Raw genomic sequence first — 16,820 nt, 5'->3', positions numbered from 1 at the left:
GTAACACGTTCTATTTTTAGCTCTGTGAGCTACAACATAGCGGACCTAGTCGAACACGCCATCGATCTGATGCCCGACCGCGTAGCGCTGGCCGACGACGGTCGCGAGGTGACTTACGCGCAGCTGGAGGAGCGGGCCAACAAACTTGCGAACTACCTGCTGCAACAGGGTGTCCAACCGGGCGACAAGGTGGGCATCTATTCACGGAACACGATCGAGGCCGTCGAGGCCATGGTCGCGGTCTTCAAGGCGCGTGCCGTGATGATCAACGTGAATTTCCGATACGTCGAGAACGAGTTGCAGTACATTTTCGACAATTCGGATATGGTCGCGCTGATCCACGAGCGCCGCTACAGCGACCGGGTGGCCCGGGTTCGCCCGAATACGCCCCTGCTGAAGACGGTCGTCGTCGTGGACGACGATACGACCGGCACCATTGCGACCGCAGCCGATTCGGTGGAATACGAAACGGTGCTGGCCGAGTCCTCCGGTGAGCGCGACTTCGGCGAGCGCTCGGCCGATGACATTTTCATGCTCTACACCGGCGGCACCACCGGCCTGCCCAAGGGCGTGATGTGGCGGCACGAGGACTGGTGGCGGGTGCTCGGCGGCGGCATCAACTTCCTCACCGGCGAATACGTCGAGGACGAATGGCATCAGGCCAAAACCGGTGCGGGCAATCCGCAAATGGTGCGGTTTCCGATTCCGCCGATGATTCACGGTGGCTCACAGACCGCGACCTTCCACAGCCTGTTCGACGGCGGTAAGGCCGTGATGATTCCGGAGTTCACCGGGCACGGCGTGTGGCAGCACATCGATCGGCACAAGATCAACCTCATCTTCATCACCGGTGACGCCATGGCCCGGCCGATGATGGATGCGCTGGTCGAGGGCAATCCGGAAACCGGTGAGCCGTATGATCTTTCGAGCCTCTATCTGATCGCCAGCAGTGCGGCACTGTTCTCGCCGACGCTCAAAGACCAGTTCCTGGAACGACTGCCGAATCGGATGATCACCGATTCCATCGGCTCCTCCGAGACCGGCTTCGGCGGTCTTTCCGTTGTCGCCAAGGGCGCCAACCACACCGGTGGTCCGCGGGTGAAGATCGATGCGGCCACCCAGGTGCTCGACGACCAGGGCAATCCGGTGGAACCCGGCTCCGGGCAGGTCGGCTTCCTCGCGCGCAGCGGACACATTCCGGTCGGCTACTACAAGGACGAGGCCAAGACCAAGGCAACGTTCAAGGAGTTCAACGGAATTCGCTACTCCATCCCCGGCGACTACGCCCGGGTCGAGGAGGACGGCACCGTCACCATGCTCGGCCGCGGTTCGGTGAGCATCAACAGTGGCGGCGAGAAGATCTACCCGGAGGAGGTCGAGGGCGCGCTCAAGATCCACCCGGAGATCTTCGACGCACTGGTGGTCGGCGTTCCGGACGAGCGGTGGGGGCAGCGGGTAGCGGCGGTCGTGCAGTGTCGCGGCGATAAGCGTCCGACCCTCGACGAACTGCGTCCGGTGCTCACCCAGGAGATCGCGCCCTACAAGCTGCCGCGCAGCGTGTGGTTCGTCGATCAGATCAAGCGCAATCCGGCGGGTAAACCCGATTACCGTTGGGCCAAGGCGCAAACCGAGGAGCGTCCGGCCGACGAGCACGCCGAGGCGAGCAGCAAGTAGTACCGCTACTCGAACGACGGCAAGGGCTACCGCGATCCGCGGTGGCCCTTGCCGTTTCGGTGCGCCGATGGAATAGGAGATCGAATTGGCAATGCGCTTGGGGTTTTTCGAGGAGACCGCGCTCGGCTTCGAGCCGTTGCCGTTCGCCGCGAGCGCTTGGTCGCCAGATATGGTCAACGGTCCCGCGATCTGTGGACTGCTGGCGCAGGCTCTCGAAAGCGAACACGGTCGGGACGGATTCGTGCCCGCCAGGCTGACCGTCGATCTGTTCCGGCCCACGCGCAGGCAACCGGTCCAGGTGGTCACCGAGTTGGTGCGCGACGGGCGGCGGATCCGGGTCGCGGATGCCGCGCTGATGCAGGACGGCGCCGATGTTGCCAGGGCGACGGCGGTCTTCTTGAAGAAGTCGACACAGCCGCCGGGAGAGTTGTGGACCCGACAGGATCAACCCGCGCCGCCGCCGATCGAGATCTCCCCGCCAACGGATCTGCCGCGGGCGCCGATGTGGGGCAGCGACGCCCATGCCGACGGGTGGTCGACACGGATCGGTGAACATCAGAACGGCAGTCGCAAACGGAGCTGGCAGGTGCCGATGCCGTTGATCGAGGGGCAGACGCCGTCCGCATTCGTCGGTGCGACCATCATCGGCGAGGGGACCAGCATGATGACCAATTGGGGCAGCGCCGGAATCGGATTCATCAATACCGATCTGACCCTGGCACTCGCGCGGCCCGCCGTGGGCGTGGAAATAGGGCTCGAGGCCGATATGCACATCAGCGCCGACGGGATCGCGGTGGGCACCGCGACGCTGTTCGATCGGCACGGATCCTTCGGGACCTGTGTGGTGACCGCGCTGTCGAACGCCGAACGCCAGGTCGATTTCTCCAACGGGATGAGTCACGTCGAGGCCGCGAATAGGTAAGGCCCGCCGGGCACTTGCCGGGCGGGCCGCTTATGCGGGGACTATCGGTTCGCGAGTTCCGCGAGGCGGAATGCGAGCTTGTTCCGGACCGCCGGGATCCGGGTCGCCACCGTCATAACGGTATTGCGGACGACGCGCGCCGGAAGCGGACGCAGGGTGGCCATCTTCGTCATCCGATCGGTGAAGGCGACGACGCCGAGAGCCACTGGGCGACGGGTCGATTCGTAGGTATCGAGCACGTTGTCGGGCTCGCCGTTGACCACCCGGGCCAGCAGCAGACCGAGGAATGCCGCGTCCTGGATGCCGGTGTTCATCCCCTGTCCGCCCGCCGGGCTGTGCACATGTGCGGCATCACCGGCCAGCAGTAGACGGCCCGCACGGTAGTGATCCGCGACGCGGTGGTGCACCCGGAAGCGCGAGCTCCACAGCACCTCACGGACTTTCACGCTGCCGCCGGGGCCACGGGTGTCCAGGATGGTCTGAATGTCCTCGATGGTCGGGTGTTCGGGGGCCTCGTCGACGGTCGCCACGACCCGGTACCGATTCGGATCGGTGTCGTCCGGCAGCGGCGCGACCACCGTCACGCCCTCCGGTGAAAGGTGCAGTGCCACTTCGTCACGCGCGATCGGCCAGTCCATCCGGACATCGGCGAGGACGAAGGATTCCGGGTAGGTCTCGCCGGTGAAGCCGATACCCGCCTGCTCCCGGACGACGCTGTGCATACCGTCCGCGCCGACCACATAGTCCGCCCGGATTGTGCCGGTCTCGCCCGAACCGTCGACGTATTCGACCGTGACGCCGTCGTTCTCATCGACCACCTCGGTGATCCGGTAGGGCCGGTGTACATCCCCGCCCGCCTTGCGTAATCGTGCGAGCAGTACGGCTTCGGTGGTGTCCTGCGGAACCATCAGGGTGTACGGGTATGCGGTGGGCAGTCCGCCGAACGCGACTGTCGCCAGTGTGCGGTTGCCGTCCAGCACTCGGAAGGTCGGCACCACGATGCCTCGGTCGACGAGTTCCTCGGCAATGCCCATTTCTCGCAGCACCTCGAGGGTCCTGGCGTGGACGACCGCGGCGCGCGAGGTGTTCGCGCCCTCGGCGAGCCGGTCCAGCAGTACGAACTCGATACCGGCGTCGGCCAGGGTGATCGCGGTGGTCAGTCCGGCCGGACCGGCCCCCACGATGACGACGGAAGTGGTCTCCGGCAGCGGGGTGGTGTTCATTGGAACTCCTAGGTCAACATCTGTGGGCCAACGCTTGTTGGCATAACCGTAGCGCCCACCGGCTATGGAAGTCAACAGTTGTTGGCCTACACTTGTTGGCATGAATATCGAGCCTGGTCAACCAGCTGCGCGTCGCTCCGATGCCACCCGCGCGGCAATCCTGGCGGCAGCGCGGGCCCGGTTCGCCGCCGAGGGTTTTCGCAAGGCGACCATCCGCGCCATTGCCGCCGACGCCGCGATCGACCCGTCGATGGTGATGCGCTACTTCGGCAGCAAAGATGGGCTCTTCGCCGCGGCCGTCGATGTGCGCCTCGACCTGCCGGATCTCGCCACGGCCGAGCCGGATGCCATCGGCGAGCTATTGGTTCGCCGATTCCTGGCGATCTGGGAGGACCAGCCCGATAACAAGGTGCTGGTGATTCTGCTGCGCTCATCGATTACCGATGAGGCGGTGAGTGAACGCTTTCGGCAGATCTTCGCCGAACAGGTGCTGCCCGCGGTGCTGCGCTTCGGTGATCCGGCCGATGCGCAGCGCCGGGGGGGTCTGATCGTCACCCAGCTGCTCGGGCTCGCACTGTGCCGCTATGTGCTCCAGCTGCCGCCCGTGGTCGGCCTGACGCGTCAGCAGATCATCGCCGATATCGCACCGACCCTGCAGCGCTACCTGACATCGACGCCGATCAGCGCTCAGACGTGCGCGCCTCCGTCGACGTGAATCGTTGTGCCGGTGATGAATTCGCCATCGTCGGAGGCGACCATCGCCACCACACCGGCGACCATCTCGGGCGTGCCGAGCAGCGGTCCGATGGCCGGAGCCATCTTGCTCATCAGGGTCGGATCGATGTCCGGTGGTACATTCAGCAGGCTGTAGGTCATGGCCGTCTCGATGCCGCCGGGCGAGACGCAGACCGCGCGCAGATTCCGCTTGCTGTACTCCAGCGCCAGCACCCGTGTGAAGGCCTCCAGTCCGCCCTTGCTCGCCGCGTACGCCGCGCGATACGGCGCGGCATAGGACGCCGCGTTCGAACTGATATTGACCACCACCGCGCGCCCGGACTCCAGCAGTGCGGGCAGGGCGCTCCGGGTCACCAGGAACGATCCGGTCAGATTGGTGCCGAGGACGGTATTCCACAGCTCGGTGGTGGTTTCGTGGGTATGCGAAATGCGTACGATCCCAGCGGCATTCACGAGTACGTCCAGGCCGCCCATCCCGGCTATCAGATCGGGGACCGTCTGTGCAACCGCCGCCTCGTCCGCGATATCGAGCGACGCGACGCTGAGCCGGTCGCCCACCTCCTGATCCATCGCGAGCTGGGCGGTCTTGGCGAGCCCATCGCCGGTTCTGCTGACGCCCACCACCTCCGCTCCTTCATCGAGCAGGCGCAGGACGATGGCCCGGCCGATGCCGGAACCCGCGCCGGTCACCAGCACTCGGCGTTGCGCGAAACGTTTCATACGCTCTGCACATCCCGCTCGGCCAGCAACCGCGCGATCTCGGGCAGTCGGTCGAGATCGTTCGGCTCGGCGACCAATTCGACGGGGAAGGGCCGAACCGCGGGCTGCGGCAGGCCAGGGCCGAGGATCAGGCCGCCGCGGATGCCGATAACGTCCATCTCCTGAATCAACGGCTCATAACGTGCGGGCTGTAAATTGTTGTGCAACACGAAATTCCGGACATCGTCTGCGGTGGTCAAACTGCGCTGCCGTGCCGGGGAGCAGACCGGGAATTTCGGATCCCGGAAGGTCATCTCGTCGACGAAGCCGCGCATGAAATCCGCGGCATGCTGCTGCAACGGCGAATGGAACGCACCCTTGTACGCGTCCAGCACGAACATTTGGCGGGTATCCGAGGATGCCGCTATTTCGGCCAGGATCTCTTGCAGCGCCGTGAGATAACCCGAGATCACGAACGATCGGTGCACGTCATCGATCGGGCCGGTATCAACGGCGAGGTGCACACCGGGTCGGCGTGCGCCGTAATAGTTCGCCGGATCGTCCTCGATCGGCGTGTACATCAGCCCCATCCCTTGTGCGGCAACACCTTCCGGCAGTTCCGGTACGAGTCGACGGTGATGCAGCATGCCGAACAATTCGTGCCGCTCGACGGCTCCGGCCACACAGGTGCTGATCAGCGCACCCAGGCTCAGTCCACCGGCGGCCTCCGGTTCGAAACCGGCTGAGGCCAGATCCTCGGCCAGACCGAGCGCGAAGGCGGCTTGGCGCAATGCGCCGAGGCTGTGCCGATCCTCCGGTTCGCTCGCCATTTCCGCGGCCAGCTCCCTGGCGCGCAGTCGGTCCACCGATAATCCGGTCACCGCGGCGGCTTCTTCGTAGGCGAGTGCGATGGACGGACACCGCTCGCAGAACTCATCGATGAGTTCGGCGGTCAGACTGACCTGTCCGCCGAACAGAAAAGAAACCCTCATTGCCTGTCCTACCCACGCCGGGGTCGCACAACGGCGACACCCATCGCGTATCTGTGAATCACGTTCGACCGGAACGGAATTGGCGGCGCCGCCGTATCGAATACACCAAGCGGGCGTCCCGGCGGGCAAGAGTTTCGCCGGACCAGGCGTTGGCCACCCCCTGGCGGGTAGTACCCCTTATCAGTAGTACTACCGGCCGAGACCCTCGAGGAAGCGCAGCATCAGCTGGTCGATTTCACACGCGTGCGTGAGATTCGGTGTGTGCGCGGCGCCATCGACAGTGTGGAATTCCGCGGGACCGCCGAGTCCCTTTGTCAGTAAATCCACGGAGTCGTGATCGAAGGCCGGATCGAAGGCACCCCGGACCAATAGTGCGGGACAGGTGATATCGCCGATGAGATCCGAGATGTCGTCCACATTGATCAGACAGTCGGCAGCCGCGGCGACGCGTTCCCGGTCACCGCTCAACCATTTGGTCAGCCACGGTTGATGATCGGACCGATCACCGCCGATGATCAACCCCGCCACCATCTTCGCGATCACCGTCAACGGCCCCGTCCCGATCCAGGCATCGGTGACCTGGCGATAGCCGATCCGCTGCACGTCGCTGTAGGCCTGCGCCGAACAGCCGAGCAGGATCAGTCCATCCACTCGTGGCGGACACAGCAGGGCCATGCGCAGCGCGGTGAACCCACCCTGCCCGACGCCGCCGACGACCACCCGGTCGATGTCGAGCTGGTCGACCACCGACCAGGCATCGCGGGCCAGATCCCAGAAACTGTATGCGCCGCCGTCGTGTTCGGTCAGCCCGTGGCCGCGCGCATCGATCGAGATCACGCGGTATTTCGGGGCGAGCGCGGCAACCTGGTTCGCGAACATTTCGTGATCCATGAAGAAGGCGTGCCCGAGCACCACCGCGGGCCCGGATCCTCCGCTGTCGACGAAGTGCACTTTCGCGCCAGCGGAGGTTACGAAGGGCATAACCGTGCTCCTGTCAGACTGCGTCCCCCGAAGGGAGCAGCCTAACAAGAACCGGTTATACCAACGGTTTTCACCACATCACGGGCAACTCCTCGACACCGCCGGTGAAGCTGCTGGTGCGCATCGGCACGGCGGCCGGGTCGACGGCCAAGCGCATGGTCGGGAAGCGGGTCAGCAATTGGCTGAATACGGTGTGCAATTCGATGCGGGCCAGCGGTGCGCCGATGCAGTGCCTGGCACCGTAGCCGAAGGTCACATGGGAGCCGTCCTTTCGGGTCACGTCGACGCGGTCGGGGTCGGTGAAGACGCTCGGATCATGGTTCGCCGCGGTCAGATCCAGCAGCACGAGATCGCCGATACGCACCTGGTTGCCATCGATCTCCATATCGGTGCGCGCGTAGCGGGGCATCTGGGTGGCATCCGCCGTCCGAAGCAGTTCTTCGATCGCGGTCGGTACCAGTTCGGGATCATCGACCAGGGCCTGCCATTGGTCGAGGTTTTCCAGCAGCCGTTTGGCGCCGACGCCGATCTGGACCACCGTGGTCTCGTGGCCGCCGAACAACAAGCCGAGCCCGAGCGTGGCGATGCCCTGATCGGACAGATCGTCCCGGGCACACAGATGCGACAGCACGTCATCGGCCTGCTCGTGCCGTTTGCGCTCGACCAATGCCATGAAGTACTCGAACAATCCGGCGACACCCTGCTGTACCTTCGCGGCATCGTGCTGTTCGCCGAGGGCCTCGGTCCAGGCGCGGAACTGATCGCGGTCGGCGTAGGGCACACCGAGCAATTCGCAGATGACCAATAGCGGCAGCGGTAGTGCCACGGCGGTGTGTAGGTCGGCGGGGGAGCCCTTCGCGGCCATCTCGTCGAATAACTGCGTGGTGAGTTCTTCCACCCTGGGCCGCAATTCGCGCATTCGCCCGGGTGAGAAGAACGGAACCACCAACTCGCGCAATCGCGCCTGATCGGTGGGTTCGGTCTCGAAATTGCCGAGCGGTCCGCCGAAGAACATCGAATCCGAGGCTCGCGCAGCGTTTTCCGGTGTGGGATGGGCACGGCCGAGGCGCGGATCGGCGAATAACGTCCGGACCTGCGCGTAGCTGGTGGCCAACCAGCCTTCGTGGCCGAGTGCGGTGCGCGTGCGCTTGATGGTGTCGCCCGTGACGGGGCAGCCCATGTCCACGGTTACTCCTTACGTAGTTCTCGGGGGTTATTCGGGCAGGCGCACCCGCAGCAGATTGCCGCTCGCCGTGCCGACCAGGAATTCCCGTTCGTCGCTTCGTGATACGACGATCGAGGTCATCGCCTCGCCGGTCAGGACGGTGCACGTCGAGTGATCCGCCGGGTTGATGCGCACCAGTCGACCGGAGGTGGTGGCGTCGTAGAGTAGGCCGTCCGGGCCGATGGCGAGATCGTCGGGTAACGGTGGCGCGCCGGGGCCCGCCGCCAGATCCGCGACGACGGTGGCGTGCGACGGATCGTCGAGCGGGATGCGCAGGATGCGGCCGTTCGGGCTGAGATACAGCGTGACGTAGAGCGCATCGCCGTCGACCAGAATGCCATCGGCACCGAAATGCCTTGCCCGGTCGGACCATTCGGCATCGACACGGCCGTCCGGCCGAATCCGGACAACGCCGGTCGAGGTGTCGGCGACGAAAAGGTTTCCCGCCGCGTCGAATGCGGCGCCATTGGCCATGCCCAGACCGAAGGCGAATATCTCGGCCCGCGGCGTCTCGGCCGATGGATCGATGCGGATGACGCCGCCGCCGGTCGAGCCGGGTACCAGATTGGTCGGGAAGTTCCCGTATGTCACGTAGATCAGTTGGTCCGGGCCGAGTTTCACGGCACCGGGATACGAGACCGCGACCCTGGCGGTGACCCGGCCGGACGGGTCGTAGCGCACTACTTCGTTGCGTCGCACGCGCGAGACCCACAGGTCGCCGTGCGCGTCATAGGCCAAACCCTCGGCCCAGTCCTCATCCGGCACGACAGCGGCGGCCGCGATCGTCGCGGTGGCGGTGCCGCACGAAACCGGTTCGGCCGCAGCCGAAATCGGGAGCACGCCGACGACCGCGCAGGCGATCGCGATGCCGGCCGGTGCCGCGTTCACCATGCGACGGGCAGCGAGGTCAGGCCCTTGGTGACAACGTTCTCGCGCACCTTCAACTCATCGGGGTCGACCGTCAGATGCAGTGTCGGGAAGCGGGATATCAGTTGACCGAAGGCGACCTGCAATTCGATGCGAGCCAGCGGCGCGCCGGTGCAGTAGTGCAGGCCGTAGCCGAATGCCAGATGCTGCCCCTCCGCCCGGGTCACGTCGAGTTGGCGCGCATTGGTGAAGATCTCGGGATCATGGTTGGCCGAATCGACGTCGAGCAGCACCAGATCGCCGGTCCGCACGGTGACGCCGTCGATCTCCATATCGGTGCGCGCATACCGCGCGAAGGCGGTGGAATCGTGCACCCGCAGCAGTTCCTCGATCGCGGCGGGTATTAGCTCCGCTGCTCGACCAGCTTCTGCCACTGCGCCGGATTCCGCAGCAATTGCACAGTGCACAGGCCGATTTCGACGACCGTGGTCTCGTGCCCGGCCAAGAGTAAACCCATGGCGAGCGTCGCGATGGCATCGTCGGCCAGGTCCGGCACCTCGCACAGCTTGGCGATCACGCCCTCGCCCGGTTCCCGGCGCAGCCGTTCGACCAGCGATTTGCAGTAGAGGAACCATTCGGCCCCGGCCTGTCCCGACTTCGCGCCGTCGCTGGTGTCGAACAGCGCCTCGCTCCAGATCCGGAACTGCGCGCGATCCTCATAGGGGACCCCGAGCAGTTCGCTGATGACAAGCAGCGGCAGCGGTTCGGCGAAGGCTCGGTGCAGGTCGGCGGGGGAGCCCTTTGCGGCCATATCGTCGAGCAATTGCGTGGTGAATGCGGCCACCCGCGGTGTGAGTTCGCGCATTCGCTTGGCCGAGAAGAGCGGATTGAGCAGCCCGCGCATGCGCGCGTTATCGGTGGGTTCGGTCTCGAAGTTCCCGAACGGGCGGCCGAAGAACACCGACTCCGATGAGCGTGCCGCGGTCTCCGGTGTCGGATGAGAGCGGCCGAGACGCACATCGGTGAACAGTTCCTTCACCTTGTGATAGCCGCTGACCTTCCAGGCTTCGTCACCCGTCGCGGTGCGGACGCGGCTGATCGAGCTGGGTGCGGCGTCGGTTCCGGTAAAGGGGCATGCGAGTTCCGATGAGTCGGTGGTCATGGCTCACTCCTTGCTAACAAGCTCTTGTACAAGCAAGCTTAAACATAATTGCTTGTACTATTCCACTTGAACAAGGAGGTGATGTCGTGCCCGAAAGCCCAACGCCCGCCGAGACTTCGGCCGAACCCGTCCGGCGCATGCCGCGCGCCCAGCGGCGCGAGCAGATCCTCGCCGCGGCCACTCGCGCCGTGGCCCGCAATGGATTCACCGGGACGGGACTGCCCGATATCGCCGCCGAGGCGGGCATTACGCACGTCATCCTCTATCGGCATTTCGCCTCGAAGGCCGATCTGTACCGGGCCGTGCTGGAACGGGCCTACACCAGGCTCGGCGACGCAGTCGGCACCGAAAAGCTGGACGGCACCAGCATTTCCGCGCTGCTGCGCGCGGCGGCCGCGGATCCGGACGCCTTCCGGCTGCTGTTCCGCCACGCGGTCCGCGAGCCCGAATTCCGCGACGTGATCGATATGGTCCGCAGCTATTCGACGATGATCGCGCAGCGGTATCTCACCGATGCCGTGCCCGCGGGGCCGTGGCAGGACTGGGCCGCGCAGGTCATCCCCACCTTCATCCTGGACGCGGTGATCGCCTGGCTCGATGCCGGACAGCCGGATCTCGACGATGCCGCCGAACGGATCAATCGCGCGGCCCGTGCGCTCATCGAGGTCGCGGGCGGCGAATTGGTCCAGAAGGATTGAGCGGCAAGGCATAACGTCATCCATGGGCAGCGACGCGAAGGAGGAACATGGATGAACTACAGGTGCCGACGCTCGCCGAATTCGTGCGGATGCGGCGGCAGCGAACGACCGCGGCGCATCCCGGCGGCCTGAGCCGACAGCAGCTCGCCGAGGCGGTCCACTCCAGCGTCGGCTATCTCGCCAAGATCGAACAGGGCGGTGCGTTCAACCCGAGCCCATCGATTCTCGATGCGCTCGCCGATGTCTTCGCACTGGATCCGGACGAGCGCATCCATCTGTATCACCTTGCGCAGCAGCGATTCAGCGGCGCCGCACCGCAGCCGAGCCCGGTGCACCCGCCCATGCGCAAGACACTCGACGCGCTGACTCCGCATCTCGCGGCAGCGCTCGACGACGGTTGGCGCGTCATCGACTGCAACGACGCCTTCGACGAGGCCTTCCCCGGTCTGCGGCCGAACGGACACGCGCTGCGCTGGATGTTCACCGATCCGCGAGCACGTCTGGTGATCGAGGAATGGGAACGCGAGGCCGATCTCATGGTCGGGCGTTTTCGCGCCTACGCGGGCCGGGCCGGTGCCCGACCCGAAGTCCAGCTGCTACTGCGCGAGCTGGGTGTTCAGCCCGACTTTCACCGCCTGTGGAATACCGGCCGGGTACACATCGGCCGCCGCGATCCGACGATCCGGCTTCGAAATCGTAAGACCGGCAAGCCATTCGAAATCCACGTGCAACGATTCCGCACCACCTTGCCCGAGCCGACCCGACAACTTTTCGTCGGGTTGCTCGAGGACAATTAGGCCGAACAACGACCCGGTCGACCACTGCTACAAAAGCTCCAGGGCAGGATGCGAAGGCGTTCGTGGTTCGAAGAGATTGACCGGCTGCGTCGCGCAGCAATCGGCCCGCCGGTGGCAGGTCCGGCGGGCCGATGCGGGTGCGGCCACTACTGGGTCAGGCAGGAGTTTCCGCGAGGAGCGAGCCGATGGCGCGCAGGTGATCGGTGGCCGCGCCGAGCGCGAATTCATTGTGCTTGGCGGCGGTGAAGTAGTTGTGCACGATGTGGTCGCGGTCGATGCCGACGCCGCCGTGTACGTGAACTACGGTGTGCGCCACCCGATGTCCGGCATCGGCGGCCCAGAATTTGGCGGTGTGCACCGCTTCCGCGCTGGCCAGATCCTCCGAAACCCGCCAGGCGGCCTGGGTGACCGCGAGCCGAAGACCCTGAACGTCGATGTAGGCGTCGGCCAGGCGCTGCGCGACGGCCTGGAAGCTGCCCACCGCCTTGCCGAATTGTTCACGCTCGCGGGCATAGTCGGCGACCAGTTCGAGTGCGCGTTCCAGGGTGCCCAATTGCTGCGCGCTCAGACCAAGCCAGGCGCGAGTCAGGATCCAGTCCAGGATCTCCGCGCCGTCGCCTACCGTCGCGACCAATTCGGCCGGGGTGTCATGGAATTCGACGCCGAACTCGGCGCTGAAGTCGACCACACGCTGGGCGGTCACCTGCACCGTCGCATCGGCGGGATCTACAAGGAACAGCGCGGGTGCCCCGGAAACCGTGGCGGGGACCAGGATTCGGGCCGCGCGATCGGCATAGGGCACGGTGGTCTTCGCGCCGGTGAGTCGCCAGCCGCCGTCGGCCTCGTGCGCGACCGTAGTCGGTTTGGTCGGCTCCCAGTTGTGTTCCTCGGCGAGCCCGGCGGTGAGGATGATGCTGCCCGCGCCCGCCTGGCGCGCCCAATCCTGTTGGGCGTCCGAGCCGAAACGTGCGAGCGCACCCGCACCCACCACGATCGACCACAGGTACGGGACCGCGGCGACATGCTTGCCCAGTTCACGCAGTACAGCGCTCTGCTCGAGGGCGCCGAAATCGCCGCCGCCCACCGCTTCCGGCAGTGCGGCGGCCAATACGCCGGTCTCGGCGAGGGATTGCCACAGCGGTTCGTCGAAGCGGCCCTCGGCGTCGAGTTCCCGGATCCGGTCCGCGGTGACCAATTTGGCGCAGACCTCGGCGGTCAGGCGGGTCAGATCGAGCTGAGCTTCGGTGGGGGTGAAGTCCATGGTGTCTACCTGCTTTCTGCTCAGCGCGCCGCGGCGGGTTGCTTCAGTGCGGTCATGGCGATGATGTCGCGCTGGACCTCGTTGGTGCCGCCACCGAAGGTGAGGATCAGTGCGGCGCGGTGGAACCGCTCCAACCGTCCGCGCAGCTCGGCGCCGGGCGAATCCTGACGCAGATAGGCCTGCGGGCCGAGGATTTCCATCAGCAGGCGGTAGGCCTCGGTGGACAGTTCGGTGCCGTAGACCTTGCAGGTCGAGGCATCCCACGGCCGCGGTGCGGCATCCCCGCCCGCATCGGCCCGGCTGGCGATCTCCCAGTTCAGCAGCTTCAGATATTCGACCTTGGCCTGCACCCTAGCCAGATTGAGCCGTACCCATTCCTGATCGATGACCCGGGAACCGTCGCCCGCTTTGGTGTTGCGCGCCCATTCGATGGTCTGGTTCAGCGCGACCATGAGCGGCCCGGCCGAGGTCAGCGCGACCCGCTCGTGGTTGAGCTGATTGGTGATCAGCGCCCAGCCGCCGTTCTCCTGCCCGACGAGCGAACTCGTCGGCACCCGAACGTCTTGGTAGTAGGTGGCGCTGGTGTCCGGTCCGGCCATGGTGTGCACCGGGGTCCAGGAGAAGCCCTCGGCGGTGGTCGGCACGATGAGCATGCTGATGCCCTTGTGCTTCTTGGCGGTCGGATCGGTGCGAACCGCGAGCCAGACATAGTCGGCGTAGGCGATCAGGCTGGTCCACATCTTCTGGCCGTTGATCACATAGTCGTCGCCATCGCGCACGGCGGTGGTGCGCAGGCTGGCCAGGTCGGTGCCGGCGCCCGGTTCCGAATAGCCGATGGAGAAGTGCAGTTCACCCGCGGCGATCTTGGGCAGGAAGAACTTCTTCTGCTCCTCGCTGCCGTAATGCATGATCGTCGGCGCCACCGAATTGATGGTGAGGAACGGTACCGGCGCACCCGCGATGGCGGCCTCATCGGTGAAGATCAGCTGGTCCATGGTGGGACGGTCCTGGCCGCCGAACTCCTTGGGCCAGGCCAGGGTGAGCCAGCCGTCGCGGCCCATTTCATGGACCACCTCGCGGTAGACGTTGCCGTGGCCGTACTCGCCGGTGGTCGCGCTGAGCGCGGCTCGGCGCTCCGGGGTGATCAGCCGCGCGAAGTAGTCGCGCAGCTCCGCGCGGAGCTCTTCCTGCTGCGGCGTGTACGCAATGCGCATGGCAATACCTCATGCCCCTCGTTCGGTGTCGGTCAACCGATCATTGCATACGAACTGAAACATGTTCCAGTATTGCTACCGAATCCGCACAATGGCGGTACCCGAGAAGACCTGGTGTTGTTACGCTTCGACCAGAGTCGCGTTTAAGGAGTTCCTATGAAGGTCACGGTCGATCTGGATCAGTGCGAGGCCAACGGAATCTGTGTCGGAATCGCCCCCGACGTGTTCGAACTCGATGACGAGGACGTGCTGCACATCGTCTCGGCCGACGTGCCCGACGATCGGCTCGCCGATGTCGAGGATGCGGTCGCCCAATGCCCGAAGGCGGCGCTGAAGTTGCAGTAGCCGATGGCTTGCCGTTGGTGAGAACACGTTCTAGAGTCGGGCCCGTGAGTGATGTAGACAACACGGATGTGAGCCTTGCTGGGCGGGTGGCCATCGTTACCGGTGGCGGCGCCGGACTGGGGCGGGCCGAGGCGCTGGCCTTGGCGGGGGCGGGCGCGTCGGTGGTGGTCAACGACCTGACGGAATCGGACGCGGTGGCCGAAACCCTCGCCGATATCCGTGCGCTCGGCGCCAAGGCCGAGTTCGTCGCGGGCAGCATTGCCGAGCGCGCGACCGCCGATGCGCTGATCAGTACCGCCGAGGAGGCGTTCGGCAGCGTCGACATCGTGGTGAACAATGCGGGCATCACTCGCGACCGCATGCTGTTCAATATGTCCGACGAGGACTTCGACGCGGTGGTTGCGGTGCATCTGCGTGGCCATTTCCTATTGACCCGCAACGCGGGCGCCTACTGGCGGGCCAAGTCCAAGGCGGCGGGCGCGCCGATCTACGGCAGGCTCGTCAACACCTCTTCGGAGGCTGGCCTGCTCGGTCCGGAAGGGCAAGCGAACTACGGCGCGGCCAAGGCCGGTATCACCGCGCTGACGCTGTCCGCCGCGCGCGGGCTGTCCCGATTCGGTGTGCGCGCCAATGCCATTGCGCCCCGGGCGCGAACCGCGATGACCGAGGCGGTCTTCAGCGCGGCGCCGGAGGGCGGCATCGATCCGCTCTCGCCGGATCATGTGGCCCGGCTGGTCGCCTATCTCGCTTCTCCCGCCGCCGATGCGGTGAATGGTCAGCTGTTCGTGGTGTACGGACCGATGGTCGCCTTGATGGCCGCGCCGGTCGTCGAACAGCGCTTCGATGCCGCCGACGATCACTGGTCGGTAAATGATCTGGCCGCCACGCTCGGCGGTTACTTCGCGCAGCGGCCGACGGGGCGTACGTTTTCAGCGTCTTCTCTGATCGATCTGGACAACTGACACTGTGATGGCAGGTGCCATCGGAGGCTGGCTGATCATCCGACCAGTTGTTGATCACCGATGCGGCGCTTGGTAGACATGGGAGTCAACGGTGTGTGACGCCTCAAAAGGGTTAGGCCACCCTCAAATGACACCTGTTACAAATTCATGGGCCGAATTTGAGAAAAATGGCACTTCAAATATGCCAAAAAGCTTCCTACAGCAATGAGAACATGTTCTAATCGTTGCGGCGATGTGGCCGGGGTGGGGCATCGTGCGATGAGCGGAATCAGCAGGATGAGCAAGGAGGATCGTGCATGAACGAGGTCCTTGCTGTGCCATTGCGGGCAGTCGGCGGATTCTTCGAACTCGTCGCCGACGTCGCGCGGGCCAGCATTCGACGTCCGTTCCAAGGGCGCGAGTTCATTGATCAGGCCTGGTTCATCGCACGCGTTTCGATCATTCCGACACTGCTGGTGGCGATTCCGTTCACCGTGCTGGTGAGCTTCACGCTCAACATTCTGCTGCGCGAAATCGGCGCCGCCGATCTCAGTGGCGCCGGTGCGGCATTCGGTGCGGTCACCCAGGTCGGGCCGATTGTCACCGTATTGATCGTGGCGGGCGCGGGCGCCACCGCGATCTGCGCGGATCTCGGGGCGCGAACCATTCGCGAAGAGATCGATGCGATGCGCGTCCTCGGTATCGACCCGGTGCATCGGCTGGTGGTGCCGCGGGTGCTGGCCTCGATGTTCGTGGCATTGATGTTGAACGGCCTGGTGTGCACCATCGGAATCGTCGGCGGCTTCTTGTTCTCGGTGCTGCTGCAGGATGTGAATCCGGGCGCTTTCGTCAATGGCATCACGCTGCTCACCCATCTGCCCGAGCTGGTCATCTCCGAAGTGAAGGCCGGTTTGTTCGGGCTGATCGCCGGACTAGTGGCCTGTTATCTCGGCCTGAATGTCAAAGGTGGTCCCAAGAGTGTCGGTGATGCGGTGAATCAGACCGTTGTCTTCGCCTTTATGGCCCTGTTCGTGGTGAATGTCGTGGTCACCGCCGTCGGCATCAAGTTCGCGGCGCGGTGAGG

Annotated in this window: 18 protein-coding genes; 8 read left to right on the top strand and 10 right to left on the bottom strand. The window is 65.1% G+C overall.

Going from position 1 to position 16,820, the window contains the following annotated elements:
• Window positions 1–24: 24 nt before the first annotated feature.
• Both NA5_RS20685 and NA5_RS20680 read left to right on the top strand, forming a co-directional pair.
• A complete protein-coding gene (locus NA5_RS20685) occupies window positions 25–1,674 on the top strand; it encodes an acyl-CoA synthetase (RefSeq protein WP_062988514.1) in 1,650 nt (549 codons plus the stop codon).
• A gap of 91 nt (window positions 1,675–1,765) precedes the next feature.
• Complete coding sequence (locus NA5_RS20680) at window positions 1,766–2,596, top strand: thioesterase family protein (protein WP_062988512.1); 831 nt, start codon at window positions 1,766–1,768, stop codon at window positions 2,594–2,596.
• A 41-nt stretch (window positions 2,597–2,637) separates the two neighbouring features.
• Here the strand turns inward: NA5_RS20680 and NA5_RS20675 are convergent, their stop codons facing one another.
• Entirely contained in the window at window positions 2,638–3,819 is a 1,182-nt protein-coding gene (locus NA5_RS20675) for an FAD-dependent oxidoreductase (RefSeq protein ID WP_062988510.1), read from the bottom strand.
• 100 nt (window positions 3,820–3,919) lie between these two features.
• Between NA5_RS20675 and NA5_RS20670 the strand changes: the two genes are divergently transcribed.
• A complete protein-coding gene (locus NA5_RS20670) occupies window positions 3,920–4,534 on the top strand; it encodes a TetR/AcrR family transcriptional regulator (protein ID WP_062988508.1) in 615 nt (204 codons plus the stop codon).
• On the opposite strand, the gene NA5_RS20665 is transcribed toward NA5_RS20670, so the two are convergent.
• The 7 genes from NA5_RS20665 to NA5_RS20640 all read right to left on the bottom strand — a co-directional run bounded on the left by NA5_RS20665 (window position 4,507) and on the right by NA5_RS20640 (window position 10,480).
• A complete protein-coding gene (locus NA5_RS20665; protein ID WP_062988506.1) occupies window positions 4,507–5,274 on the bottom strand; it encodes an SDR family NAD(P)-dependent oxidoreductase in 768 nt (255 codons plus the stop codon). The two genes, NA5_RS20670 and NA5_RS20665, sit on opposite strands and share 28 nt — an antisense overlap.
• Window positions 5,271–6,245 (bottom strand): hypothetical protein, encoded by a 975-nt coding sequence (locus tag NA5_RS20660; protein WP_062988504.1) that lies wholly within the window; start codon window positions 6,243–6,245, stop codon window positions 5,271–5,273. The genes NA5_RS20665 and NA5_RS20660 overlap by 4 nt, the downstream gene beginning before the upstream one ends.
• Before the next feature lie 189 nt (window positions 6,246–6,434).
• Entirely contained in the window at window positions 6,435–7,226 is a 792-nt protein-coding gene (locus tag NA5_RS20655) for an alpha/beta fold hydrolase (protein WP_062988502.1), read from the bottom strand.
• Between the two features lie 70 nt (window positions 7,227–7,296).
• Window positions 7,297–8,406 (bottom strand): cytochrome P450, encoded by a 1,110-nt coding sequence (locus NA5_RS20650; protein ID WP_062988500.1) that lies wholly within the window; start codon window positions 8,404–8,406, stop codon window positions 7,297–7,299.
• A gap of 33 nt (window positions 8,407–8,439) precedes the next feature.
• Window positions 8,440–9,339 carry an SMP-30/gluconolactonase/LRE family protein gene (locus NA5_RS20645; protein WP_157110544.1) on the bottom strand — a complete coding sequence of 300 codons (900 nt, stop codon included), beginning with the start codon at window positions 9,337–9,339 and terminating at the stop codon, window positions 8,440–8,442.
• Window positions 9,336–9,752, bottom strand: a complete 417-nt coding sequence (locus tag NA5_RS42340; protein WP_245672318.1) for a cytochrome P450 — start codon at window positions 9,750–9,752, stop codon at window positions 9,336–9,338. The genes NA5_RS20645 and NA5_RS42340 overlap by 4 nt, the downstream gene beginning before the upstream one ends.
• Window positions 9,722–10,480, bottom strand: coding sequence for a cytochrome P450 family protein (locus NA5_RS20640; RefSeq protein ID WP_245672317.1), 759 nt, complete (start codon window positions 10,478–10,480; stop codon window positions 9,722–9,724). Before NA5_RS20640 ends, NA5_RS42340 begins: the two co-directional genes overlap by 31 nt.
• Window positions 10,481–10,566: 86 nt before the next feature.
• Here NA5_RS20640 and NA5_RS20635 point away from each other — a divergent pair, with 86 nt between their 5' ends.
• The gene (locus tag NA5_RS20635; protein ID WP_245672316.1) at window positions 10,567–11,178 is read left to right on the top strand and encodes a TetR/AcrR family transcriptional regulator; all 612 of its coding nucleotides are present in this window, start codon (window positions 10,567–10,569) and stop codon (window positions 11,176–11,178) included.
• Window positions 11,179–11,225: 47 nt separating this feature from the next.
• Entirely contained in the window at window positions 11,226–11,975 is a 750-nt protein-coding gene (locus tag NA5_RS20630) for a helix-turn-helix transcriptional regulator (protein WP_062988494.1), read from the top strand.
• Between the two features lie 154 nt (window positions 11,976–12,129).
• Here NA5_RS20630 and NA5_RS20625 read toward each other — a convergent pair whose 3' ends face one another.
• Both NA5_RS20625 and NA5_RS20620 read right to left on the bottom strand, forming a co-directional pair.
• The gene (locus NA5_RS20625) at window positions 12,130–13,236 is read right to left on the bottom strand and encodes an acyl-CoA dehydrogenase family protein (protein ID WP_062988492.1); all 1,107 of its coding nucleotides are present in this window, start codon (window positions 13,234–13,236) and stop codon (window positions 12,130–12,132) included.
• 20 nt (window positions 13,237–13,256) lie between these two features.
• Complete coding sequence (locus NA5_RS20620) at window positions 13,257–14,450, bottom strand: acyl-CoA dehydrogenase family protein (RefSeq protein ID WP_062988491.1); 1,194 nt, start codon at window positions 14,448–14,450, stop codon at window positions 13,257–13,259.
• 156 nt (window positions 14,451–14,606) lie between these two features.
• Here NA5_RS20620 and NA5_RS20615 point away from each other — a divergent pair, with 156 nt between their 5' ends.
• The 3 genes from NA5_RS20615 (at window position 14,607) to NA5_RS20605 (ending at window position 16,818) form a co-directional block, all read left to right on the top strand.
• Complete coding sequence (locus tag NA5_RS20615; protein ID WP_062988489.1) at window positions 14,607–14,795, top strand: ferredoxin; 189 nt, start codon at window positions 14,607–14,609, stop codon at window positions 14,793–14,795.
• Window positions 14,796–14,839: 44 nt separating this feature from the next.
• A complete protein-coding gene (locus NA5_RS20610) occupies window positions 14,840–15,757 on the top strand; it encodes a 3-oxoacyl-ACP reductase (protein WP_062988487.1) in 918 nt (305 codons plus the stop codon).
• 296 nt (window positions 15,758–16,053) lie between these two features.
• Window positions 16,054–16,818, top strand: a complete 765-nt coding sequence (locus NA5_RS20605; protein ID WP_062988486.1) for an MlaE family ABC transporter permease — start codon at window positions 16,054–16,056, stop codon at window positions 16,816–16,818.
• Window positions 16,819–16,820: the final 2 nt, after the last annotated feature.

It is taken from the genome of Nocardia anaemiae NBRC 100462, from assembly GCF_001612725.1.
Classification (GTDB): Bacteria; Actinomycetota; Actinomycetes; order Mycobacteriales; family Mycobacteriaceae; genus Nocardia; species Nocardia anaemiae.
This window is presented reverse-complemented; position numbering and strand designations above follow the sequence as displayed.

What these genes read in the sequence shown, in the direction of transcription:
- NA5_RS20680 (WP_062988512.1), top strand. Translation starts at nt 1,766, where the DNA reads ATGCGCTTGGGGTTTTTCGAGGAGACCGCGCTCGGCTTCGAGCCGTTG.
- NA5_RS20675 (WP_062988510.1), bottom strand. Translation starts at nt 3,819, where the DNA reads ATGAACACCACCCCGCTGCCGGAGACCACTTCCGTCGTCATCGTGGGG.
- NA5_RS20670 (WP_062988508.1), top strand. Translation starts at nt 3,920, where the DNA reads ATGAATATCGAGCCTGGTCAACCAGCTGCGCGTCGCTCCGATGCCACC.
- NA5_RS20665 (WP_062988506.1), bottom strand. Translation starts at nt 5,274, where the DNA reads ATGAAACGTTTCGCGCAACGCCGAGTGCTGGTGACCGGCGCGGGTTCC.
- NA5_RS20660 (WP_062988504.1), bottom strand. Translation starts at nt 6,245, where the DNA reads ATGAGGGTTTCTTTTCTGTTCGGCGGACAGGTCAGTCTGACCGCCGAA.
- NA5_RS20655 (WP_062988502.1), bottom strand. Translation starts at nt 7,226, where the DNA reads ATGCCCTTCGTAACCTCCGCTGGCGCGAAAGTGCACTTCGTCGACAGC.
- NA5_RS20650 (WP_062988500.1), bottom strand. Translation starts at nt 8,406, where the DNA reads ATGGGCTGCCCCGTCACGGGCGACACCATCAAGCGCACGCGCACCGCA.
- NA5_RS20640 (WP_245672317.1), bottom strand. Translation starts at nt 10,480, where the DNA reads ATGACCACCGACTCATCGGAACTCGCATGCCCCTTTACCGGAACCGAC.
- NA5_RS20630 (WP_062988494.1), top strand. Translation starts at nt 11,226, where the DNA reads ATGGATGAACTACAGGTGCCGACGCTCGCCGAATTCGTGCGGATGCGG.
- NA5_RS20625 (WP_062988492.1), bottom strand. Translation starts at nt 13,236, where the DNA reads ATGGACTTCACCCCCACCGAAGCTCAGCTCGATCTGACCCGCCTGACC.
- NA5_RS20620 (WP_062988491.1), bottom strand. Translation starts at nt 14,450, where the DNA reads ATGCGCATTGCGTACACGCCGCAGCAGGAAGAGCTCCGCGCGGAGCTG.
- NA5_RS20615 (WP_062988489.1), top strand. Translation starts at nt 14,607, where the DNA reads ATGAAGGTCACGGTCGATCTGGATCAGTGCGAGGCCAACGGAATCTGT.
- NA5_RS20605 (WP_062988486.1), top strand. Translation starts at nt 16,054, where the DNA reads ATGAACGAGGTCCTTGCTGTGCCATTGCGGGCAGTCGGCGGATTCTTC.